This window comes from Ruegeria sp. YTSB088, from assembly GCF_059609825.1.
On record NZ_JBXWMM010000004.1, the window covers coordinates 183,956 to 205,021 of the forward strand.

Genomic DNA, 21,066 nt, shown 5'->3' on the forward strand with positions numbered 1-21,066 from the left:
CGCAGGTATGCCTACCTTTGTCCCGTTGCCACAGTGCCAGTTTCAGGGCCGTAACGCGGTTCCTCATCCTGACCAGTCAATGCAGAACTCTTCCCGAAAGGCAAAACGCACCAGATGAGCCTCAATTACCCGTTGCCATCCGGCCAGATCACCGCGCGCCCGGGTGGCGGCGGTTACGGCCAGGCTGGTAGCGCTTGCTGAAAGGGTGACGCGGTTCCCGTCTGGAAAGCTTACACTGCCCCGCGTTTCATCGAATGTTACCTGGGCCTTGTGCGACCAGTGTTTGCAAAGCTGTTGCAGGTATATCGACGCCGCGCCTGTCTGCGCAATTCCCGAAGCCACCTGATCGGGCAGCAGGCTGAGCCCATCAGCGGCAGCGGCCCGGATCGCCTTGGCAAACAAGGTCACATCGATATCAGTGGCCACGAATGTTGCCCCCAGATCCAGACATTTTCGCTGCATGACCGGATCCAGCGACAATATCCCTGCTGCCTTGCCTGCCGCAACGATGCGCTGGATCGCATCCAGCACGGCCTCGATCACGTCCGGGTGCCCGGCATTGCCGATATGGCCCATATCAGCGGCCAAATCCGACGGGCCGACGAACACCCCATCGACTTCGGTCGCCAGAATGTCGCCCAGCGCCTCCAGCCCAAGCCTGTTTTCGACCTGCACCAAAAGACAGATCTGCTCGTCCGCCGTTTTCAGATAATCCGGGATAGCCGCAAAACGCGAGGCCCGCGCCAAGGCGGAACCCACACCCCGAACGCCACGAGGTGGATACTGCACGGCCCGCACCAGTTCGCGCGCCTGATCGCCGCTTTCCACCATCGGCACCAAAATGTTCTGCACGCCGGCATCAAGGTATTGCTTGATCATCCAGGTCTCGCCAATCGGCAGGCGTGCGACGGGGGTACTGCCAGATCCTTCAATCACCCTCACTTGCTCGAGGATCGAGCGCAGATCGTTTGGCGCATGCTCTCCGTCGACCAGCAGCCAGTCAAATTGCGCGGTCGCGGCGATCTCGGCGGTGTAGGCATTGGCCAAGCCGACCCAGCACCCGATCAAAGGGGTTCCCAACGTCAGCGCGGCCTTGAACGTATTGCTTGGCGCGGGCATTGGCGAACCTTTCAGGCGAAATTGATATCGACTGAGCCGAACGGCCCGAAATCCGCGTGGATTTCTGTTCCCGAGGGGCATTCGACCGGGCGGATAAAGCTGCCTGACAGAATAACTTGGCCCGGCGCGATGCTTTGACCGTATTGCGCCATGCGGCGCGCCAGCCAGACGACGCTTTCGACCGGATCGTTCAGCACCCCCGCGCCCAGACCGGTTTCTTCGATTTCGCCATTGCGGAAGGTCAGCGCACCAACCCATCGCAGATCAAAAGCATCGACCGGATGACGTTCTGCACCCAGAACGATACCTGCATTGGCGGCATTATCACTGATAGTGTCAAACACCGTGCGGGCCTTGCCGGTTTCAGGATCCACACGTTGAATCCGTGTATCCAGAATTTCGATGGACGGCGCGACGTAATCCGTCGCAGCGATGATTTCTTCGCGGGACACGTTTTCTCCGCCAATGGCCGATTTCATCACCAAGGCAATTTCAGCCTCGATCCGGGGCTGAATGAATCGCCCGGCCGGAACGGTGGCACCCCGTTCAAACACCATGTCGTCAAACAGAATCCCACTATCAGGAATGTCGATGTTCAGCGCGTATTGCATGGCTTTCGAAGTCAGGCCGATCTTCCACCCAATCACTTTGCGCCCTTCGGACAGTTTCTGGCGATAGATGGCGTTCTGCACATCGTAAGCGTCATCCATGTCCATCTCGGGGTGGCGCAGACTTAGCAGGCCAATCTGTTCATGCGTGCGTTCTGCCTGCAAAAGGTCAGCGGCCGCGCGCACATGGTCTTCGGGTGTCATACCTTTTCATCCTCAACCGTGTTTCGCAGCGTACCGATGCCTTCGACCCAGACCTCGACCACATCACCGGGTGCCAGATATTTCGGCGGGTCGAACCGCGCGCCCGCCCCGGTAGGTGTACCGGTCACAATGATATCGCCGGGCAGAAGCGTCATGAAAGTCGAAATATACTCAATCTCGCGCCGGATCGGGAACATCATGCGGTTCAGTGTATCATCCTGCCGCAACTCACCATTCACGCGGGTTTGAAGACGCGCCTTATCCAGCTGGGCCGCATCCGTGAAAGGAACCAGCCACGGGCCGATGGCCCCAGAGCGGTCCCAGTTCTTGCCTTGGGTGACATTGAACTTGGCGTGCCGAACCCAGTCGCGAATGGTTCCTTCATTGCACAGCGTCAGCGCGGCGATGTGGTCATACGCGTCCTGCTGCGAAATGCGGCGGCCAGCCTTGCCAATCACGATGGCCACTTCGCCTTCGTAATCCAGCGTGTGGTTTTCCGGCGGGCGGATCAAAGGCCGGTTATGGCCGGTAAACCCACTGGCGAAACGCGGGAACAGCGACATGTGTTTTGGCTGCACGCTGCCATCCTTGTATTCCGCATTCCGGTCGGGAAAGTTCACCCCGACGCAAAGGATACGTCGCGCATCCGGCATCACCATGTCATATGTAAACTCGGAATGGGTGACAGGTTTGCCGTCGGCGGCTTCTGCCAGTTGATCAAATGCACCGGCAGCGATCACCTCGTAGAGGCTGGCGTATTCGGGGAAGACCGGATTCAAAGCAATTGCACCACCGTCGTTGATTGCCCCAAAAAAACGCTCATCACCCGAAAAGAAAGTAGCAAACTTCATTCAATAGTCTCCCACACGTCCCGGATCACGTCCGCCGCCATCAGCACGTCATCGCGGGTGGTATCGAACTGCCCGACCTGAAAGCGGATGATTTTGCGGCCATCGAACAAGCCTTGGGTCAGGTAAATCCGGCCATCGTCATTCAGCGCGTCCACCAGACGCTGTTGCTGGGCGTCGTCCCCGGGACAGCGGAAGGAAAACAAGCTGAGGATCGGGCCGGTTGTTATCTCGAACCCCTCGATCGAACCGATCTTTTCCGCCAGTTCGCTGGCCCATGTCACGTGGTTGCGGATGCGTTCGCGCAATCCTTCCAACCCGTATGACCGCAACAGGAACCAGATTTTCAACGCCCGGAACCTGCGGCCCAAAGGGATGGTCCACTCAGAGTAATTTGTCACCTCTGCACCGGTTGTCTTGAGGTATTCCGGTTCAATTTTCAGCGTATTGAGCTGGGGCGCGGCGTCTCGCAGGAACTGGATGGCACAATCGAATTGCGCGCCCATCCATTTATGCGGGTTGAAGACAATGCTGTCATAGCGACCGGCCCCCTGCCACAAAGCCTTGCGAAATTCCGGGCAGATCATGGCCGATCCCGCCCAAGCGGCGTCGAGATGGGTGTAGAGGTCGTATTTTTTCGCAATGTCAGCTACGGCCATAAGGTCGTCGCAAGCCCCCACTCCTGTGCCGCCGGTAATGGCAACGATCCCGGCCGGAATATGCCCGGCGGCAATGTCATTCTGAACGGCGGCCTCAAGCGCCGAGGGAACAATCCCGAAGTTCGGCCCCTGTGTGGGCAATTTGACCAGATTGTCCTGACCAATCCCAGCGACCCAGCAGGCCCGGTCAATCGACGAATGCACCTGATCCGAACAATAAATCCGCAATGCACCCTTCGCGTTCAGACCTTCTCGGTTGCCGGTAAAGCCGGTGGCCCGTTCCCGCATGGTCAGCACTGCTGATAACGTAGCCGAAGAGGCGCTGTCCTGAATGACGCCGGTCATGCCCTCAGGCAATCCAAGGGCCTGCCGCAACCATTCGACCATGACGCCTTCAACCTCGGTCGCGGCAGGCGATGTCTGCCACAACATGCATTGCGCTGCGATAGTCGTCACCAGCATCTCGGCCAACATGGACGGGGGCGCGGCATTGGCCGGGAAATACGCAAAGAAGCGTGGATGCTGCCAATGGGTGATGCCCGGCATCACGATCCGTTCGAAATCGGCCAGGATGGCGTCCATCGGCTCGCCTGTCTCGGGTGGTACTGGCACAAGCTGGGCCGCGATTTCCCCCGGCGCGGTCTGCGCCCGCACGGGACGTTCAGCAAGTGTCTTGTGATAATCCGCCGCCCATTTCGAGATGTGCTGACCCCAATACGAAAACGTGTCCCAGTTCATCTACTGACTTTCCTTTGTGACGGGATCACCGCCGAATCCTCGTGTTCCGTTGCTTGCGTCACACCGAAAAGCTGACATTTGCCTGACCGGTGCCAGAGCTGCCGAAATACGGGGTGTAAATGTCAATTTCACCCTTGTAGCTTCCCCAACCCAACGCACCAAACAGCAAAGCGGTGTCATTCATGGCGCATTCGCCAGTGCATTTCGTTGCATAGTCCGGCAGCATTTCAAGGAACTCTTCAAACTTGCCCTGCTGCCACAACTCCAGAACGCGCATGTCCATCTGGCGGTTGAACTCGCCATTCACTGCATTCAACCCGTCGACCGAGCGTTCATTCGGAGTGAAGTCGTGGCTGAGCGAGCCGGACGCCAGAATGGAAACATTGCGGTCCGAACGTCGGATGCCTTCGGCAATGGCCTCGCCCCAGGCCCGGTTTTCTGCAATCGACGAGAATTGATTGACTGCCACCGGCAATACCCGGGCATTCACATCGTCGTTGATGAAATGCATCGGCAGCAGGGTGCCGTATTCCATGCCCATGTCGGGGTGCGAATGGCCCAGCGCCCGCTCTCCCCGTTCGCGCAGAACGTCTAGGATGGTTTCCCCAAGTTCATGATCGCCGCGATAATCGAACTCCATATCCGCCAACATATGCGGCAGTTCGTGACTGATGAATCGACCCTTGTGACGTTCTTTCGTATTCAGGTGAAACCCTTGATTGGTGATCCAATGGGTGTCGAACACAATAAACGTCTCGACCCCGCGATCTATCGCGTCCTGACGCAGGCGTTCATACCCATCAATGGCAGATTGCCGGATGCCTTTGTATTTTGGCATCGTGTGGGACATCCAGATGCTGGGTACATGCGTAATCTTTGCGGCCTGTACTATCTTTCCCATGGCAATTCCTCCTCGTGAAATGGGCTTGCCCCAGCCGGGGTCGGCCTATGAGATCTACTTACCCAACTGCATGATCTTGTGCTGACCGGTGGCAAAGCCAATGTGTTTCTGTTCCATATAGAATTCAAAGCTCCAGTCGCCGCCATCCCGGCCGATGCCGGACGCCTTGACCCCTCCGAACGGCGTTGGCAAGTGACGTACGTTCTCCGAATTCACCCAGATCATTCCAGCCTCCAGCCTGTCTGTAAACCGAAGCGCGCGGGTCAGATCATTGGTCCAGACATAGCCGGTCAGGCCATAAGGTGTGTCGTTGGCGATCTCCAGCGCCTCGTCCTCGGTCGAGAACGGGATCGAGGTCAGGACAGGGCCAAATATCTCTTCCCGTGCGATGCGCATTTGGTTGGTGGCATTGGTGAACAGGGTCGGCCGGACAAAATAGCCCGCATCCCCCACCGTGACGCCGCCAGCGGCGACAGTTGCGCCATCTTCCTTGGCGACGTCGAAATAGCTCGTAACCTTGTTGTAGTGTTCTTCAGTCACCAACGGCCCAATCTCGGTCTCCGGGTCCAAGGGGTGGCCCACCTTGATGCTGTTGACGCGTTCAATCAGTCTGGCTTCGAATTCTTCCTTGATCGTGTCCTGCACCAGAAGTCGCGAAGACGAGGTGCAGCGTTCGCCATTGATCGAATAGATCATAAAGATCACGGCATCCAACGCGCGGTCCAGATCTGCATCGTCAAACACGACAACGGGGTTTTTTCCGCCCAATTCCAAATGGTTGCGCTTATGGGTGTCTGCGCCTTGCTTGACGATCAGACTGCCGGTACGACTTTCGCCCACAAAAGCAATGGCCTTGATCAGTTCATGCTCGCACAAAACCTTGCCAGCGTCGGGGCCAAATCCGTTGACCGTGTTCAGCACACCTTTGGGCAGCCCTGCCTGTTCGGCGATTTCCACCAGCAGGCGAGCCGTCAGAGGGGAATCCTCGGCGGGTTTGTGAACCACCGTGCAACCCGCAGCCAACGCAGGCGCGATCTTCCAGGTCGACAGCATGAACGGCGTGTTCCACGGGGTGATCACGCCAACCGGGCCAATTGGCACACGGGTCGTAACATTCATCAGTGTCGGAGACTTCAGGTGCTGCCCGTCCCGTGCCTGAATCACCTGATCCGCGAAATACCGGAAGTTCTCTGCGCCCCGCAACGCTGCCTTTGACATGAAGCGCAGAGTCTGCCCTGTGTCCCAGCACTCGCACAGTGCTATTTCCTCGGCGCGGGCTTCAATGCCATCAGCCACATTCAACAAAATGCGACGGCGTTCGGTGGCGGGAATGTCTCGCCACTCTGAAAAGGCTGCATGAGCGGCCTTGGCTGCCGCGTCAATATCATCACCCGTGCCATGGGCAACATCACAGATCACGGATTTATCGACGGGCGAGACAGACTGAAACACTCCGGCAGATCCGTCCCGATCTTCACCCGCTATACGGTTGCGGATGCCAGTTTCCCGGAACCGGTCCAGAAAGCCGTTCAGCTTTTCGATGTTTGTGTCCAATGCACTCATGCGTCAGGTCTCCTGCGTGGTCGCGTCCAAGTGGTCGCGGATCGTACCAGCCTTGGGCGACAGCTTGGGGTCGATGTCACGCATCTCAAGCGAGAGCGCGATGGAATGCTGTGAAAAAACCGGCGCCAGATATGCTTTGACCGCCTCAAAAATGCGCTGGGTGGCGTCGTGTTTGACATCAGCGGGCCGGCCTGCCCGCAGGCGGATCGAGATATCAATAAGCCCATGCGCCGGGTTGCCGTCCGCTATGGCGTAATGATCGACCCGCGTCGCGCGCACACGAATGCCCGGCATCGGAAAGGTCTCAATCTCAGCAGCCGTTGCCCGAATGCATTCGCATAGGCCATCCATGTCGATCCTGTCTTCCAGATTACCGGAGTATTCGACGTGGAAGTGGGGCATGGTTTCTCCTCTATTAGTTAACATGTTTAGTATTTAATGCATTCCCTGTCAAGAGATTGCTTTGTTAATCTTTGCAATTTCCGAGATGACATTCTAGAAGGCCGCATGAACACTCAAAGCCATTCCAAAAGCACCGCCCGGTCCCTTCCGATCGCGCTGCTGCGAGCCCGCGAAACCGTCATGGCTCCGATCCGGGACATGCTGCAAGGCATCCAACTGACCGAGCAGAAATGGCGCATCCTGCGTGTTCTGGACGAGCTGGGCGAAGTGGAACAAAGCACCATCGCGCACGAGGCATGCCTGCTGCTACCCAGCGTGACCCGCATTTTGCGCACGATGGAGGCCGATGGCCAGATCACCCGCCGTCAGGATAGCGACGACAAGCGCCGCACCATGGTCAAGATCACGGATTCAGGCCGCTCTATCCTCAAGGAGAACCTGGCCACATCACTCGCCATCTCCAGTAATATCGAAGCGCAGATGGGCACCGAGAAGCTGGATCAACTGCTGGACCTGCTCGAGGAATTGCAGGCCATCAAAGCCTGACCCCGCCCCAACAGGACGGGGTCGTTTGAATACTTACAGGGTCCCCAATCCAGCGTCCAAAGCCGATAGAATTTTAGTCACCTCTTCCGAAGTGACGATCAGCGGCGGCGACAGAATGATGTTGTTGCCTGATACGCGGACCATCACGCCGTCTTCATATGCAGCTTTCTGAACCTGTAGCGGCAGGTGTTTTGCGATAGGTGCCTTGGTCGCCCGATCCGAGACCAGTTCCAATGCACACATCAGGCCCTCACCGCCCCGCACGTCCCCGATCGCGTCATGCTTGTCGGCCAGCTTTTGCAAGCCGGCAAACAACTCATCCCCGCGCGCGGCAGCGTTTTCCCAGATCCGTAGGCGGTTGATCTCGGACAGGGCGGCCAAAGCTGCGGCCGCCCCGACCGGATGGCCGGAATAGGTATACCCCTGATCGACGGATGCCAGACCCGTGGTGTCACTTTCAAAAACCTCTGCGACCGCGCCCGAAATCATGGCCGCGCCAAAAGGGAAATACCCATTGGTGATCGCCTTTGCCGTCGTCATGATATCCGGCTGGACGCCCCAGTGCCGCGCACCGCTTTCACTGCCGGTGCGACCAAAAGCGGTGATAATCTCGTCCGAGATCAGCAGGATGCCGTGCCTGGAACAGACCTCGCGCACCATGGGCATGAAACTCTTGTGCGGCGGTATTACGCCTCCTGCCCCGAGAACCGGCTCCATGATGAAGGCCGCAACAGTGCTTGCACCCTGAAATGCGATCTCGGCCTCAAGCGCCTTGACACAAAGCTGCGCCAGACGCTCGGGATCGGTTTCGTCAAACGGATTGCGATAAGTCCAGGGGGCCGGCACGTGGTAGCAGCCCGGCATCATCGGCTCATACACCGCGCGGAACTTCTGGTTGCCGTTGACAGAGGCGGCAGCAAAATGAGTGCCGTGATAGCCCTGCTTAAGGCTGATGAACTTGGTACGTCCGGCTTCACCCCGGACTTTGTGATACTGGCGTGCAAGTTTCAGAGCTATTTCGACAGAATCCGACCCACCCGACGTAAAGAAAGCGCGGGTCAGCCCGTCAGGCTCAAAGAACTGGGCCAGTTCATAAGACAGCTCAATCGCCTTGTCGTTGCTGGTGCCCCGAAAGGTGGAGTAGTAGGGCAACGCATTCAGTTGATCCGCTATGGCCCGCTTCACCGGTTCACAGGAATAGCCCAGATTGACGTTCCACAGCCCCCCTACGGCGTCCAGCGCCCTGTGGCCATCGACATCAATGATGCTGACCCCTTCACCACCGCTGAGAATGGTCGGCGGGTTCTTCCGGCTGTCGGCGGGATGCGCCATCGGGTGCCAGAAGTATCGGGCGTTGTTTTCCTTCAGAAAGTTGGAGTCTTTCATGTCGCGGGTCTCCGAGTGTTGAATCCGCCCCGGGTCACGGGTGGAATTCGGTTGGAAAGGAGTCGGGCAACTGGCCGCCAAAACCAGCGGTCAGATCAGCCGAAAGTGAATGCAACGTTGACAGTATTGCCGGAAGGCGGTCGCTGGTTGCCCGGGTTTCAGGGACAGCTATTGCGATGGTTCCCAGTGCAATCTGATCGATGCCGAAGATCGGCGCGGCATATCCAAAAACACCTTCTTCGTAACTGCCGCGGCTGTCGGCCCAGCCTGAAACTCTGATCTTTGCGACCCGCTCTTTGATGAGCTTCGGATCAGTAAGCGTGGCTTGTGTAAACCGTGCCTGCACGTCCTGATCCAACTGCTCCAAAAGGTGAGCCGGTCCGAAACTGAGCATGCACAGACCGGAAGCCGTCGCATTGAGCGGAAGCATCTCGCTGGGATCAAGACTGACCCGGACACTGTGCCGCGTTGTTTCCACCACCAGCGCTGTCTGTAATCCCGTTTTCTCCAGCAAGGACAGATGCAGGGATTCACCGACCATCTGCATTGCGGCCTGCATTTTTTGGCGCGCGCCCTCAATGCCGGGTCTGGCGATCTCTCGCAGTGCGGCCAAACGCAATGCCGCCGGCCCGATGGCATAAGTTTTTGTCATCGGATTCTGTTCGATCAACCCGAACTCCTCAAGCGCGCGCAGGTGGCGCAATGCCGTTGCCTTGTTCAGCCCGGACAACCGCGCCAGGTGACTCAGCCCGATCTCTGGGCGGGCATTGGAAAAGTAATCCAGCATTTTTAGGGCGTTAAGGGCTGTGCCCATGTGCGTATCGTCCTCTTGCTCAGGTAATACTTGACAGAACTAACTTAACAAAGCAACATTATTATTGTTAACGAGGTTCAAATATTGAACCACTAACGGGAGGTGTCAATGAAGAAATTTCTAACAGCCGCCGCTTTTGCTGCTTCGGCCACTGTCGCACTGGCAGAGTACCCTGAGAAGCCGGTAAGCTTTGTCGTACCTTGGCCTCCGGGCGATCTGGAAGATGTCCTTACCCGGATGGTCGCCGACGAATTCCAGGCCATGTACGGCGTGCCTGCTGCTGTCGTGAACAAACCCGGAGGAGGCGGTGGCCCATTCCCCGGCGCTGTCGAGGTAGCAACCGCTCCGGCGGATGGTTACACCATCGGCTCTTTCGTCATCGGTGTACCCGTCATTGGCCCCGAGATCGGAATTCCCGAACTCAACCCGAATCCTTTCGATCCAATTGGCATCTTCCTGACTTATCCCTTCGTCATCGCAGCGAGCAAAGACGCACCGTTTTCAAGCTGGGAAGAACTCGCTGAACATGGCAAGGAAAATGATGTTGCGCTTGGCCATTTCGGATCGGTTCTACCGCCCACTCAGGTCACCTTTGCAGCAGCCGTCGGCAGCGGGTTCGACTTTGCCAGCGAAGCGGCATTTGACGCCCTGGATTGCAACACGCTGGCCTCAGGCGACGTGGATGTAATCAATACGACGCTACAGCTTATCCTTCCCTGCCTTGATCAGGTGAACGTCCTTGCCAGCATCGGTGGCGAGCGGATTTCACTGGTTCCGGATACGCCAACGATCGTGGAACTCAATCCGGACCTGCCATTGGCTCTTTGGAACGGGCTGTTTGTGCACAAAGACACGCCTGATGACGCTCGTGAAAAGATCTCGGCTGCCGCCCAGAAAGCGTTGTCCTCGGACAAAGCCAAGAAGCTGGCTGAGGAAACAGGCGCACTGATCTACTGGCAGGACCCGGACGCATCCAATGCTCAGATCGAGCAGGACAAAGCCTCTTTTGCCAAGATCGAAGAGATTCTGGGCGAATAGTCCGAAGATGGCCCGGCAAGGTCGAACAACGCCGGGCCTTTTTCTTTCAAACAGGAGGCCAAAATGATAGCAAAGACGCTGCAAGACATGTTCCGACGTTATCGACGTCCTGGCGATATTGTCTTTGCCTTCCTTTTCTTCGGTTTCTCCTTGTTCCTTCTCAGCCAGATCGGCACTGAGACTCAGGCTGTCAAACGAACCAAGTGGTTTGCCCAGCCCGCCCTTTGGCCCAAGATCGCGATCTGGGGCATGGTTTTGTTCAGCGGCCTCCACTTGCTGAGCTCTTTCCTGTCCCCGCGCATTCCCGGACGTTTGCGAGAGGTGACGTTCTGGTTTATGTCCCTCGAATACGTTGCCTACTTCCTGATCTATGTCGTGGCGGTTCCGTGGCTTGGATACCTGCCATCGACCATGCTTTTTGCAGCCCTGCTGACGATACGATTGGGGTTTCGACTACCTAGGGCTTTTTGCGTTGCACTTGCCTTCGGCGCGGTTGTGGCAGTCGTTTTCCGCGCGTTGCTTCAGGTGAACATTCCTGCCGGTCGGATATACGAATACCTGCCCGACGGGCTGCGCGCCTTTGCGCTGACCTACCTGTGAGGCCAAGATGGACAATCTGATTTCCGGCTTTGCAATTCTGGCGCAGTGGCAGGTCGTCGTGGCGCTGATCATCGGATCGGTGGGCGGGGTCATCATCGGCGCGTTGCCCGGCGTCGGCGCTGCTGTCGCAATTGCCATTCTGCTGCCCGCCACCTTCGCGTTTGAGCCCATCGTCGGCCTGACCCTTCTGTTGGGCATTTACGGGTCGTCCATGTATGGCGGTGCAATTCCTGCCATTCTGATCAACACGCCTGGCACGGCCGTCAACGCACTGACCACCTATGACGGCTATCCCATGACCAAGCGCGGCGAGGGACACCGAGCCCTGTCGCTGGCCTATTCGGCGTCGTTTTTCGGCGGCATCTTCTCGATCCTCTGTCTGATCATCCTATCGCCTGTGTTGGCCTGGGTTGCCCCACATTTCGGAAGCCGCGAAATATTCCTGGCTGCGTTAATGGGTATCCTTCTGGTGATCCTGGCCCATCGCGGGCAGACCTTTTCGGCCGCGATGCTGGCGTTCTTCGGCATTTTCCTCAGCACCGTCGGTCTGGAACCCGTCAAATACACCAAACGTTTTACCTTTGACCAAACCTGGCTTTCGTCAGGTGTCGATCTGATCGTGGTGGTTCTTGGGCTGTTCGCCATCAGTCAGGCGCTGCTGCTGCTGGTCGACAAAGAACACGCGCCGGGCGAGGCCCATGTGCGCGGCAGCATCTTCGCGGGCCTCAAAGAACTACTGGGCCTGAAACGCATCGCAACGGTGTCGTCATCGCTGGGTGTGCTCATGGGCATGGTACCGGGCACAGGCGAATTCACATCACAGTTCCTCTCATACACATACGCACAGAAAACCTCTGAAGACCCCGACAAATTCGGCGATGGGTCACCAGAAGGTCTGGTGGCGTCCGAGGCGGCCAACAATGCCGTTCCTGGGGCCGCAATGATTCCGCTGCTGGCGCTGGGTATTCCTGGCGAAGCGCTGACCGCGATGATGCTTTCGGTCTTCTATGTTCACAACGTCATTCCCGGACCACAGCTTTTTGCCGATCAGATGGATTTTGTCATGGCACTGTACATGTCGCTGATCCTGCTCAATGTGATCGTTCTGGTCTTTTTGTTGTTCTCGACCAATCTGTTGCTGAAGATCATTCAGATCCCGACGCGCTTTCTGGGGATCATGATCCTGACGCTTTCATTTGTCGGTGTATTTAGCCTGCGCAACTCAGTCACGGACTGCGCCATTGCCGCCGGGTTCGGCGTGTTCGGGCTGATCCTGAAGCGCCTGAACCTGCCCATTGTTCCGATCATTCTGGGCATGGTTCTGGGCGGGATCATGGAAGTCAAACTGCGCAGCGCCATGGCGCGGGTGAAGACACCACTTGATTTCATCGACCGGCCGATTGCCGCAATACTATTCATCATGATCCTTGGGATCATTCTGCTCCACGTTCGCTCGCTGATCAAGGAACACAAGGAGCGCATCACACCGCAACCGGTTCTCGACGAAGACTCAACTCAGCAAGGATAACCCCCCATGGACCAATCCTCGATTGATGCGCTGCGTGCGCAGGACATTGCTCCGCGCGGGCATTTCATAAACGGCCGCTTTCAGGATGGCGAAACCGGGGCCCGGCATCAAGTTCTGTCTCCGATCAACGGTCAGCCTCTGGCGCTGATCGCCGAGGGCACGCCTGCGGATGTCGAGTCAGCCGTTCGTGCGGCGCGCCTAGCGTTCGAGGATGGGCGATGGTCGCGCATGGCCCCTGCCGACCGCAAGAAAGCATTGCTGAAACTGGCTGACCTGATAGAAGCACGCGCGCTTGAGCTAGCCGTGCTGGGCGTGCGCGACAACGGAACCGAGATCACCATGGCTTACAAGGCCGAGGCACTCTCGGCGGCTGCTACTTTCCGGTACTACGCCGAGGCGATCGACAAGATTTATGGACAAATCGCCCCGACAAGCGGTGATGTTCTGGGGCTTGTACATCACGCTCCGGTCGGGGTTGTCGGGGCCATCGTACCGTGGAACTTTCCACTGATGATCGGCAGCTGGAAAATTGCACCTGCACTGGCCGCAGGCAATTCCGTCGTCCTGAAACCTGCCGAAAGCGCCTCACTCAGCCTGCTGAAGATTGCCGAGCTTGCCGCGGAAGCCGGAGTGCCCGACGGGGTGTTCAATGTCGTGACCGGGCGTGGCTCGGTCGTGGGTGAGGCTCTGGCCCTGTCGATGGACGTCGACATCATGGTGTTTACCGGGTCGGGCACAACCGGACGGCGGCTGCTGGAGTATTCCGCTCGATCGAACCTGAAACGCTGCTATCTGGAACTAGGCGGCAAGTCCCCGAACATCGTTTTTACCGACGCCCCTGATCTGTCCGAAGCGGCCAAGGTCTCAGCCGCTGGCATCTTCCGCAATTCTGGTCAGGTCTGTGTCGCCGGATCTCGCCTGCTGGTCCAGCAAGAGATTTACGAGGACTTCGTGACCGAGATCAGCCGCCATGCTGAAAGCTTCCGCGTCGGCGACCCGCTGGACCTGAACAGCCAGATCGGCGCGGTACACAGCCTGCCAGAGCTTCAGGCCAATCTGGATTTCGTGACCAAAGCCGAAGCAGAAGGCGCCGAGCGCTGCACCGGTGGCACCCGCATCCTAACAGAGACCGGAGGCTATTACATGGCGCCGACCGTCATGGCCAACGTGAAAGAGACCGACAACCTGTTCCAGAACGAAGTCTTCGGCCCTGTACTGGCGGTTACGCCTTTCAAGGATGAAGACGAAGCGATCCGTCTGGCCAATGCCACGGTCTATGGGCTGGCTGGCGGTGTCTGGACCTCGAACTTCAGCCGCGCGCATCGCATGGTGGCTGGCATTCGCGCCGGTGTTGTGCACGTCAACACATATGGCGGTGCCGACCTGACTGTGCCGCTGGGCGGGGTTCGCCAGTCGGGCAATGGGCACGACAAATCTCTGCACGCACTGGAAAAATACTTCGATCTGAAAACCGCATGGATAAAACTCTGAGAAGGCCGACCTCATGACTCTTCCAGCGAAATCTGTTGAACTCATTGAGCGCCGGGCCAGGCTATTGGGCCCTAACGTGTCGACGTTCTACGACGAGCCGGTTCATTTTGTAAAAGGCGAAGGCGTCTGGTTGTGGGATGCGGACGGGCGTAAATATCTGGATTGCTACAACAACGTGCCACATGTGGGGCATTGCAATCCGCGCGTGGTCGAGGCGATCTGTCGTCAGGCGCGCACGCTCAACACGCACACCCGGTATCTGCACGACGGGATTCTGGACTATGTGGAAAAACTGACCGGGACGATGGATGCAGCGCTGAATACGGCCATCCTCACCTGCACCGGTTCCGAGGCAAATGACATTGCTTTGCGAATGGCAGAGGCAATGACCGGAAAACGAGGGATCATTGCCACTGACACCACCTATCATGGAAATACAGCGCTGGTCAGCCAGTTGAGCAAATCGAACATCCCGACAGTCGGCTTCGGGCTGAGCAAGTATTTCCGTTTTGTCGGCGCACCCGACAGCTATCGCGATCCTGACCCGGACGGGTCAAAATTCGCCGATGCCGTGGCGGAACAGATTGCCGAGCACGAAAAGGCCGGCACCGGTTTTGCCGCATTGATCGTCTGCCCTTATTTTCTGAACGAAGGCTTTCCAGACAATCCGGACGGTTGGCTGGCACCCACGGCCAAGGTGGTACGCCAGGCCGGCGGCCTGTTGATCTGCGACGAGGTGCAATCAGGCTTTGGCCGAACCGGCACCCATATGTGGGCGCATCAGAAGATGGGCGTTGTGCCGGATGTCATGACTTTGGGCAAACCCATGGCCAACGGCCATCCGGTGGGCAGCGTGGTCACACGTTCCGAGATCATTTCGGCGTTCCGCAAGGGATATCGGTACTTCAACACGTTTGGCGGAAACCCTGTTTCCTGTGCTGCAGCGATGGCGGTTTTGGAAGAGATCGAAGACCAGAGCCTGGTCGCACATGCCAAATCCGTTGGCGACCATGCGCGAAAACGACTGAAGCTTTTGAAAGAAAAGTATGACGTCATCGGAGACATACGCGGCTCGGGGCTGATATTCGGGGCCGAAATGGTCCTTGATCGCGACAGCAAGCAGCCCGCCAGTGAATTCACTGACCGTATCATCAACGCCATGCGCCAGCGCGGGATTATTCACTCCAAGCTTGGACGCCATAAGAATGCTCTGAAAATTCGACCACCCATGCCATTCTCTATCAAAAACGCGGATCTTCTCTTTGACACGCTGGACGAAGTTTTGGCGAAAACGCCACTGGTCGCATGAAGCAGATCGTGGAACAGGCGCTGACCCTTTGGGAACTGGTCGATAGCGAATGGTCTCTCGTGGCTGCTCGGGAAAACTGCGTCTATCGCGTTCAGGCAGGCCAGACCGCCTATGCTCTGCGACTGCATCGCAAAGGGTTGCGAACGGATGTCGAACTCCGTTCAGAGCTACAATGGATGGCCGTTCTCGGCAAAAACGGGGTCGGAGTTCCAACTCCTGTCCCGGCCGCAGATCGACGCTATCTGCATCTGGTGGACGGCATTCAGGTCGACATGCTCAACTGGTTGCCGGGCAGCCCTTTGGGTGCGACCGGATCAGCCTTGGAGCAGCGCGACAGAAACGGCGTCTTCCACACAATTGGCAGAGAAACGGCGCGACTGCATGACATCAGTGACCAATGGACTCGTCCGCACGACTTCACGCGTTGGTCATGGGATCGTAGCGGGCTGCTTGGAGACACCCCTCTCTGGGGTCGATTCTGGGAGAACCCAACGCTTGGGAAAACGGACCGGTCACTTTTCCTGGCGTTCCGAGACGTTGCAGATCGTGACCTTCAGCGCGTGGAAAACCAGTTGGATTACGGGCTGATCCACGCCGACCTTGTCCGCGAAAACATCATGGTTGATGGTGACAAACTGTGGCTGATCGACTTCGACGATGCCGGTTTCGGTTTTCGCCTGTTTGATATCGCGACAATACTCCTCAAGAATCTGCGCGAACCGGATTTCAACCAGTTGCACGATGCTTTGCTGGCCGGGTACCGATCGGAACGAACGATCTGCACCACGCAACTTGACCTGTTCATGGCACTTCGCGCGGCAACATATGTGGGATGGGTTGCATCCCGCCTGAATGAAGAAGGATCGGACATACGCAATGTGCGGTTCATTGAAACCGCCCGAGGGTTGATGACCAAATACCTCGAACGCCACACTTAGACGGGAGGCACCAATGGCCAAAAAGACAATCCTGCTGATTGGTACTTATGACACCAAAGAGCCCGAGATGCGGTTCATCGAAAAGGCGGTCAGAGCGCAGGGTGCCGACGTCCTGACCATGGATGTCTCGGTTCTGGGTGATCCGTCCGATCCAACTGATATCTCTAAGCACGACGTGGCCGCAGCCGGTGGCATGGCCATTGAAGAAGTCATCGCGCAAGGAGACGAAAACAAAGCCTTTCGCGCAATGTCGGCCGGGGCAGCAAAGGTCGTTGCAAAGGCTTATTCAGAAGGTCGGTTTGACGGAATGCTTGCCACGGGTGGAACCATGGGCACGGACCTTGCGCTGGATTGTGCGCAGGCGCTGCCGATGGGCGTTCCCAAATACATCGTATCAACGGTCAGCTTCTCACCTCTGATTCCTCCGCATCGGCTTGCACCTGACATTCAGATGATCCTCTGGGCCGGCGGCCTGTATGGCATGAACTCGATCTGCAAGTCTTCGCTCAGCCAAGCTGCCGGGGCCGTCGTGGGCGCAACCAAAGCGGCGACCGCCCCCGATCGCAGCAAACCTCTGATCGGTATGACCAGCCTTGGTTCGTCCTGCCTGCGTTACATGAAAACTCTGAAACCGGCATTGGAAGACCGCGGGTTTGAAGTGGCCGTGTTCCACTCTACCGGCATGGGCGGCATGGCTTATGAAAAACTGGCAGGCGAAGGCGCGTTTGCCTGCGTGATGGACTTCTGCATGCAGGAATTCGGCAACCTGATGGCGGGTTCCGTTGTCTCCAGCGGCGATGACCGTGTCACCAATGCCGGACGTGTAGGAACACCACAGATGGTGGCCCCAGGTGCGCTGGATCTATTGGACTTTGCGGGTTGGCAGGATATCCCCGAGCAATACGCTGATCGCCCGTTCCATGAACACAACCGCCTGATCAAAAGCTCGGTCTTCAACGGGGCTGAACGACGTTCCTGGATTCGGGAACTCACGAACCGGCTGGAAGCCGCAACCGGGCCCGTGCATTTCTTTTTGCCCGTTCAGGGCGTCGAGGATTGGGACAAGGAAGGCGAAGAAGCGCATGATCCAAAGGCACTGGCCGAAATGGTGGATGAAGCGCGCAAGGTCATGCCCGGTCGGGTGCCGATGACTGAACTGGACGTTCACATCAACGACGCGGCTTTCTGCGAAGCAGTTCTGTCCCGGTTTGACAGGTGGGTTGAAACCGGGGTTGTCAGAACAGACTGAACGCCATTGGAAGTAGTGGGAAAGGGGAAAAAGACACCCTGCGCATTGTCTGATAAACGTATTATGGGATCTGGCCGGATTTGTGCGGCTTGATTCTGTGAACCTCTGGCACCCAGTCTTCAGACGGACGGTTCCAGAACTTGTTGGGGTTGTCTTCGTCCATCCCGGCCCGGTGCAAGGTGCGCCACGCGGACCGGATCAGAATGACCGGCTCTTCATAGGGATGCTGTGCAAAAAGCGTTTCCACAACGTTTTTAACGATTTGATGATCGGCAACGAAGAACGAGAGTTCGACGCAAGGCACTTCGACCACTTGATCGGTCGCAGCGTTTCGCCCTCCCGGTAAGGAACGAAACCGTTGAGTGCCGACCTCAGTCTGAAAAGAAACATGGTCGTAGTCGCCATAGTCAAGCGCGGTCACCTGGTAAACAGCCTGAAGCAGAGCTTTTGCATGTGGTTGCGGAACCTGCACGGTAATTTCGAAACCCGCTTCGAGGTCGAAACGATTGGATTGGATTTGCCAGATCATGGTGTCCCCTTTGTTTTGGCAAGTCATGGTCGGGGACACCGGCCTTCGCTACTATGAACAGTTCGCCTTCGGCCGAAGTTCAAGTGACTTCAAAGCGACGAAACAACATGTCTTTGGAGATGCCAAAATACAGCTCGAAAGCAGCAAGACCTTTCGGCTCGATGTACAAAGCCCTGCCGTTGCGCGGGCGGGTTACCCATTTCCTTGACAGAGCCTGATCGAGAAGATTGACCCCGAACGGCCCGGAAAAATGGTGGCGACGCTCGGACCAGTCCAGACAGCATTTGACCGGTAGAGATGATGCAGCGTCAGACAGAATTCCAATACGCTTCAGATGCGCACCTCCGCTTTGGGTCAGGCGCGCGCTTGTCCCTTCGACAGACATCCAGCCTTGGTCCACAAATCGCCGGGCCAAGACGACTCCAAGACGACCGGCGATGTGGTTGTAACAGGTCCGCGCCACCAAATCAGGCGGACATTCCCCGTTTCGGCCTCTGTACAGATGATCGGTGGGCGACAATGCAGACAGCTGTTCAAGAGTTTCCGCGACCTCATCGCTGGCGATGCGGTAATAGACGCACCGACCGCTTTTCTCGGCGACGATCATATCTGCACCCAGAAGTTTCGACAGGTGCTCACTTGCGGTGTTCGGGGCGATCCCGGCAACGGATGCCAGTTCTTTTCCGGTGTGCGCCCGACCATCCATCAACTCGCACAGAATGCGGGTCCTACTTGAATCCGCAAGTGCAGCGCCGACAATATCCAGCCTGGGTTCATATGACATGCCGCAGCTTAACCGAAACAACCTGTTTGGCACATGTTTCGTTGTTCGGTGATTGTCGAACTGAACGAGGAACGGAGGTCATTGAGTTTGGATCGAACAGCGAAACCTCAAGACAATCAATGAGCGACTAGGCGTTCTTTGAATAGTTGTTCCGTCCGATAGCCGGGTAGAGGCGCATGCCGAGTGCAGCCCGATAGAACTTTTTTGTGGATGTTGGATACAATATCCGTTATTCGTGTTCACATCTTTTGATTCAGGGAGGATCACATGCTCAAGAAACTCGTCGCACTGGCGGCCTTCACTACTTTCACAACAGGTCCTGCGATGGCGGACACGCTCGACGATGTCGTGGATCGCGGCACTCTTCGATGTGGCGTTGTTCTGGACTTTCCGCCGATCGGGTATCGCGACGCCAACAACGAACCGGCGGGTTTTGACGTGGAATACTGCAATGATCTGGCTGCGGCGCTTGAAGTCGAGGCGGAAATCCTTCCTTTGACCTGGGCCGAGCGCCTGCCGGTCATCGTGACCGGGCGCGCAGATGTCGTGTTCGGTGCGACCTCGGACAGCCTCGAACGGGCGCGGACCGCAGGCTTTTCCATTCCCTATGCAATCTACTACGCGCAGGGCGTCGTGAACGCGGACAGTGGGATCGAAACCTTCGAAGACATCCGCGGTAAACGGGTCGCCGCCGCGATTGGCACAGTGCCAGAGCAGGAATGGCTAAAGATCGCTGCCGAATGGGGTGAAGAAGGCAACTATCAGGGCTACCAGTCGGAAAACGAGGTGTTTCTGGCGGTCGCACAGGGCAAGGCCGATATCGGTATCACCACCAACACCGCCGTTCTGCCGGTCACCCAGCAGTATGAAACCGTGCTGGCCGGTCCGCGTATGCCCTGGACCACCGATTACACCTCGGTCGTTGGCAAAAGACAGGACGTCACCTGGCTGAACTTCCTGAACCTGTTTGTTACACATCAGGTGCGTTCGGGCCGTTATCAGGAACTGTGGGGCAAATATGTCGGAGGCGAAACACCCGAGCTGCGCATTCCCGGTGTGATGTACTGATCCCACTCCCAAACACTCTTTCGCCGGGCTTCTGCCGGGCGAAAGAGCTGGGTAATTTCGGAAAAGAAACCTGTGTTCGATTATAACTTCCACTGGCGGCCGGTCATGAAAAGCCTGCCGGACTTGCTTGAGGCATCGCTGCTGACCTTGCAAGTCGCGGTAATGGCGATGATCCTCAGCATCATCATCGGCCTGTGTCTGGCATTGGCGCGCATGCACCTGAAGGGGCCGATGTATTGGTTTGCTTCAACCTGGGTCGAACTGGCACGTAATACACCTGCTTTGTTCCAGCTGTTCTTTTTCGGCTTTGGGCTTGGCGCATTCGGCCTGCACCTGTCGCCTTACTTCATTGTGCTGGCCGCGTTGACATTCAATTGTGCCGGCTATCTGGCCGAGAACTTTCGCGGAGGCTTTCAGGCCGTTCCCGAGACTCAGTTACGCGCCTCTCGTTCTCTGGGCATGACTGCGTGGCAGGCTTACACACGCGTGGTGATCCCACAGGTGTTTCGCATTGTCTATCACCCAATCACCAACCAGATGGTCTGGGCCGTGCTCATGTCATCGCTGGGCATGCTGGTCGGCTTCCGGGAACTGTCAGGAGAGACGCAGTTCTTTGCCTCACGCACCTTCCGCATCTTCGAATATTTCGCCGTCACGGCGGTCATCTACTACGTGATCGTCAAAATCATTCTCGGAGCCTCACGCCTGCTGGCGACCCGGCTCTTTCGCTACTGAAGGACGCTC

21 protein-coding genes are annotated in these 21,066 nt (G+C 57.3%); 10 read left to right on the plus strand and 11 right to left on the minus strand.

Annotation, left to right across the window (positions count from 1 at the left end; genetic code table 11):
• Window positions 1-63 precede the first annotated feature (63 nt).
• From AC2FFA_RS08285 to AC2FFA_RS08315, 7 genes are read right to left on the minus strand one after another with little or no spacing between them, the layout of a single operon-like run.
• Window positions 64-1,119, minus strand: coding sequence for an aldolase/citrate lyase family protein (locus AC2FFA_RS08285; protein ID WP_496851088.1), 1,056 nt, complete (start codon window positions 1,117-1,119; stop codon window positions 64-66).
• Window positions 1,120-1,130: 11 nt separating this feature from the next.
• A complete protein-coding gene (gene hpaH / locus AC2FFA_RS08290) occupies window positions 1,131-1,931 on the minus strand; it encodes a 2-oxo-hept-4-ene-1,7-dioate hydratase (protein WP_496672644.1) in 801 nt (266 codons plus the stop codon).
• The gene (locus AC2FFA_RS08295; protein WP_496851091.1) at window positions 1,928-2,782 is read right to left on the minus strand and encodes a fumarylacetoacetate hydrolase family protein; all 855 of its coding nucleotides are present in this window, start codon (window positions 2,780-2,782) and stop codon (window positions 1,928-1,930) included. Before AC2FFA_RS08295 ends, hpaH begins: the two co-directional genes overlap by 4 nt.
• Window positions 2,779-4,176, minus strand: coding sequence for a pyridoxal phosphate-dependent decarboxylase family protein (locus AC2FFA_RS08300; RefSeq protein WP_117873892.1), 1,398 nt, complete (start codon window positions 4,174-4,176; stop codon window positions 2,779-2,781). Before AC2FFA_RS08300 ends, AC2FFA_RS08295 begins: the two co-directional genes overlap by 4 nt.
• Window positions 4,177-4,234: 58 nt before the next feature.
• On the minus strand, window positions 4,235-5,077 hold the full coding sequence (gene hpaD, locus AC2FFA_RS08305) for a 3,4-dihydroxyphenylacetate 2,3-dioxygenase (protein WP_496851093.1): 843 nt from the start codon (window positions 5,075-5,077) through the stop codon (window positions 4,235-4,237).
• Window positions 5,078-5,131: 54 nt separating this feature from the next.
• The gene (gene hpaE, locus AC2FFA_RS08310; protein ID WP_496851095.1) at window positions 5,132-6,640 is read right to left on the minus strand and encodes a 5-carboxymethyl-2-hydroxymuconate semialdehyde dehydrogenase; all 1,509 of its coding nucleotides are present in this window, start codon (window positions 6,638-6,640) and stop codon (window positions 5,132-5,134) included.
• Window positions 6,641-6,643: 3 nt separating this feature from the next.
• A complete protein-coding gene (locus tag AC2FFA_RS08315) occupies window positions 6,644-7,042 on the minus strand; it encodes a 5-carboxymethyl-2-hydroxymuconate Delta-isomerase (RefSeq protein WP_117873898.1) in 399 nt (132 codons plus the stop codon).
• A gap of 105 nt (window positions 7,043-7,147) precedes the next feature.
• On the opposite strand from AC2FFA_RS08315, the gene hpaR reads away from it, so the two are divergent.
• A complete protein-coding gene (gene hpaR, locus AC2FFA_RS08320; protein ID WP_117873900.1) occupies window positions 7,148-7,588 on the plus strand; it encodes a homoprotocatechuate degradation operon regulator HpaR in 441 nt (146 codons plus the stop codon).
• A 33-nt stretch (window positions 7,589-7,621) separates the two neighbouring features.
• Here hpaR and AC2FFA_RS08325 read toward each other — a convergent pair whose 3' ends face one another.
• Both AC2FFA_RS08325 and AC2FFA_RS08330 read right to left on the minus strand, forming a co-directional pair.
• Window positions 7,622-8,974 carry an aminotransferase class III-fold pyridoxal phosphate-dependent enzyme gene (locus tag AC2FFA_RS08325; protein ID WP_496851097.1) on the minus strand — a complete coding sequence of 451 codons (1,353 nt, stop codon included), beginning with the start codon at window positions 8,972-8,974 and terminating at the stop codon, window positions 7,622-7,624.
• Between the two features lie 34 nt (window positions 8,975-9,008).
• Window positions 9,009-9,788: an IclR family transcriptional regulator gene (locus AC2FFA_RS08330; protein ID WP_496851099.1), complete on the minus strand. Its 780-nt coding sequence runs from the start codon at window positions 9,786-9,788 to the stop codon at window positions 9,009-9,011.
• Window positions 9,789-9,896: 108 nt separating this feature from the next.
• Between AC2FFA_RS08330 and AC2FFA_RS08335 the strand changes: the two genes are divergently transcribed.
• The 7 genes from AC2FFA_RS08335 (at window position 9,897) to AC2FFA_RS08365 (ending at window position 17,941) form a co-directional block, all read left to right on the plus strand.
• On the plus strand, window positions 9,897-10,826 hold the full coding sequence (locus tag AC2FFA_RS08335) for a tripartite tricarboxylate transporter substrate binding protein (RefSeq protein WP_496851101.1): 930 nt from the start codon (window positions 9,897-9,899) through the stop codon (window positions 10,824-10,826).
• Between the two features lie 63 nt (window positions 10,827-10,889).
• Window positions 10,890-11,426 (plus strand): tripartite tricarboxylate transporter TctB family protein, encoded by a 537-nt coding sequence (locus tag AC2FFA_RS08340; RefSeq protein WP_496851103.1) that lies wholly within the window; start codon window positions 10,890-10,892, stop codon window positions 11,424-11,426.
• Between the two features lie 7 nt (window positions 11,427-11,433).
• On the plus strand, window positions 11,434-12,954 hold the full coding sequence (locus tag AC2FFA_RS08345; RefSeq protein WP_170345164.1) for a tripartite tricarboxylate transporter permease: 1,521 nt from the start codon (window positions 11,434-11,436) through the stop codon (window positions 12,952-12,954).
• Between the two features lie 6 nt (window positions 12,955-12,960).
• Window positions 12,961-14,445: an aldehyde dehydrogenase gene (locus AC2FFA_RS08350; RefSeq protein ID WP_496851105.1), complete on the plus strand. Its 1,485-nt coding sequence runs from the start codon at window positions 12,961-12,963 to the stop codon at window positions 14,443-14,445.
• 13 nt (window positions 14,446-14,458) lie between these two features.
• Complete coding sequence (locus AC2FFA_RS08355; protein WP_496851107.1) at window positions 14,459-15,754, plus strand: aspartate aminotransferase family protein; 1,296 nt, start codon at window positions 14,459-14,461, stop codon at window positions 15,752-15,754.
• Complete coding sequence (locus tag AC2FFA_RS08360; RefSeq protein ID WP_496718339.1) at window positions 15,751-16,692, plus strand: phosphotransferase enzyme family protein; 942 nt, start codon at window positions 15,751-15,753, stop codon at window positions 16,690-16,692. Before AC2FFA_RS08355 ends, AC2FFA_RS08360 begins: the two co-directional genes overlap by 4 nt.
• A gap of 13 nt (window positions 16,693-16,705) precedes the next feature.
• A complete protein-coding gene (locus AC2FFA_RS08365; protein ID WP_496718338.1) occupies window positions 16,706-17,941 on the plus strand; it encodes a Tm-1-like ATP-binding domain-containing protein in 1,236 nt (411 codons plus the stop codon).
• Window positions 17,942-18,002: 61 nt separating this feature from the next.
• On the opposite strand, the gene AC2FFA_RS08370 is transcribed toward AC2FFA_RS08365, so the two are convergent.
• Together AC2FFA_RS08370 and AC2FFA_RS08375 are read right to left on the minus strand one after the other, a co-directional pair.
• Window positions 18,003-18,470, minus strand: coding sequence for a YqfO family protein (locus AC2FFA_RS08370; RefSeq protein ID WP_299638431.1), 468 nt, complete (start codon window positions 18,468-18,470; stop codon window positions 18,003-18,005).
• 79 nt (window positions 18,471-18,549) lie between these two features.
• Entirely contained in the window at window positions 18,550-19,254 is a 705-nt protein-coding gene (locus AC2FFA_RS08375; RefSeq protein ID WP_496851110.1) for an ArsR/SmtB family transcription factor, read from the minus strand.
• 267 nt (window positions 19,255-19,521) lie between these two features.
• On the opposite strand from AC2FFA_RS08375, the gene AC2FFA_RS08380 reads away from it, so the two are divergent.
• Both AC2FFA_RS08380 and AC2FFA_RS08385 read left to right on the plus strand, forming a co-directional pair.
• Entirely contained in the window at window positions 19,522-20,322 is an 801-nt protein-coding gene (locus tag AC2FFA_RS08380) for a transporter substrate-binding domain-containing protein (protein ID WP_496851112.1), read from the plus strand.
• Window positions 20,323-20,427: 105 nt separating this feature from the next.
• Window positions 20,428-21,057, plus strand: coding sequence for an amino acid ABC transporter permease (locus AC2FFA_RS08385; RefSeq protein ID WP_496851114.1), 630 nt, complete (start codon window positions 20,428-20,430; stop codon window positions 21,055-21,057).
• Window positions 21,058-21,066 lie beyond the last annotated feature (9 nt).

Coding starts and splice junctions, on each gene's coding strand:
- AC2FFA_RS08380 (WP_496851112.1), top strand. CDS start 19,522: ATGCTCAAGAAACTCGTCGCACTGGCGGCCTTCACTACTTTCACAACA.
- AC2FFA_RS08370 (WP_299638431.1), bottom strand. CDS start 18,470: ATGATCTGGCAAATCCAATCCAATCGTTTCGACCTCGAAGCGGGTTTC.
- AC2FFA_RS08385 (WP_496851114.1), top strand. CDS start 20,428: ATGAAAAGCCTGCCGGACTTGCTTGAGGCATCGCTGCTGACCTTGCAA.
- AC2FFA_RS08355 (WP_496851107.1), top strand. CDS start 14,459: ATGACTCTTCCAGCGAAATCTGTTGAACTCATTGAGCGCCGGGCCAGG.
- AC2FFA_RS08345 (WP_170345164.1), top strand. CDS start 11,434: ATGGACAATCTGATTTCCGGCTTTGCAATTCTGGCGCAGTGGCAGGTC.
- AC2FFA_RS08340 (WP_496851103.1), top strand. CDS start 10,890: ATGATAGCAAAGACGCTGCAAGACATGTTCCGACGTTATCGACGTCCT.
- hpaR (WP_117873900.1), top strand. CDS start 7,148: ATGAACACTCAAAGCCATTCCAAAAGCACCGCCCGGTCCCTTCCGATC.
- AC2FFA_RS08300 (WP_117873892.1), bottom strand. CDS start 4,176: ATGAACTGGGACACGTTTTCGTATTGGGGTCAGCACATCTCGAAATGG.
- AC2FFA_RS08360 (WP_496718339.1), top strand. CDS start 15,751: ATGAAGCAGATCGTGGAACAGGCGCTGACCCTTTGGGAACTGGTCGAT.
- AC2FFA_RS08335 (WP_496851101.1), top strand. CDS start 9,897: ATGAAGAAATTTCTAACAGCCGCCGCTTTTGCTGCTTCGGCCACTGTC.
- AC2FFA_RS08315 (WP_117873898.1), bottom strand. CDS start 7,042: ATGCCCCACTTCCACGTCGAATACTCCGGTAATCTGGAAGACAGGATC.
- hpaD (WP_496851093.1), bottom strand. CDS start 5,077: ATGGGAAAGATAGTACAGGCCGCAAAGATTACGCATGTACCCAGCATC.
- hpaE (WP_496851095.1), bottom strand. CDS start 6,640: ATGAGTGCATTGGACACAAACATCGAAAAGCTGAACGGCTTTCTGGAC.
- hpaH (WP_496672644.1), bottom strand. CDS start 1,931: ATGACACCCGAAGACCATGTGCGCGCGGCCGCTGACCTTTTGCAGGCA.
- AC2FFA_RS08325 (WP_496851097.1), bottom strand. CDS start 8,974: ATGAAAGACTCCAACTTTCTGAAGGAAAACAACGCCCGATACTTCTGG.
- AC2FFA_RS08375 (WP_496851110.1), bottom strand. CDS start 19,254: ATGTCATATGAACCCAGGCTGGATATTGTCGGCGCTGCACTTGCGGAT.
- AC2FFA_RS08295 (WP_496851091.1), bottom strand. CDS start 2,782: ATGAAGTTTGCTACTTTCTTTTCGGGTGATGAGCGTTTTTTTGGGGCA.
- AC2FFA_RS08285 (WP_496851088.1), bottom strand. CDS start 1,119: ATGCCCGCGCCAAGCAATACGTTCAAGGCCGCGCTGACGTTGGGAACC.
- AC2FFA_RS08350 (WP_496851105.1), top strand. CDS start 12,961: ATGGACCAATCCTCGATTGATGCGCTGCGTGCGCAGGACATTGCTCCG.
- AC2FFA_RS08330 (WP_496851099.1), bottom strand. CDS start 9,788: ATGGGCACAGCCCTTAACGCCCTAAAAATGCTGGATTACTTTTCCAAT.
- AC2FFA_RS08365 (WP_496718338.1), top strand. CDS start 16,706: ATGGCCAAAAAGACAATCCTGCTGATTGGTACTTATGACACCAAAGAG.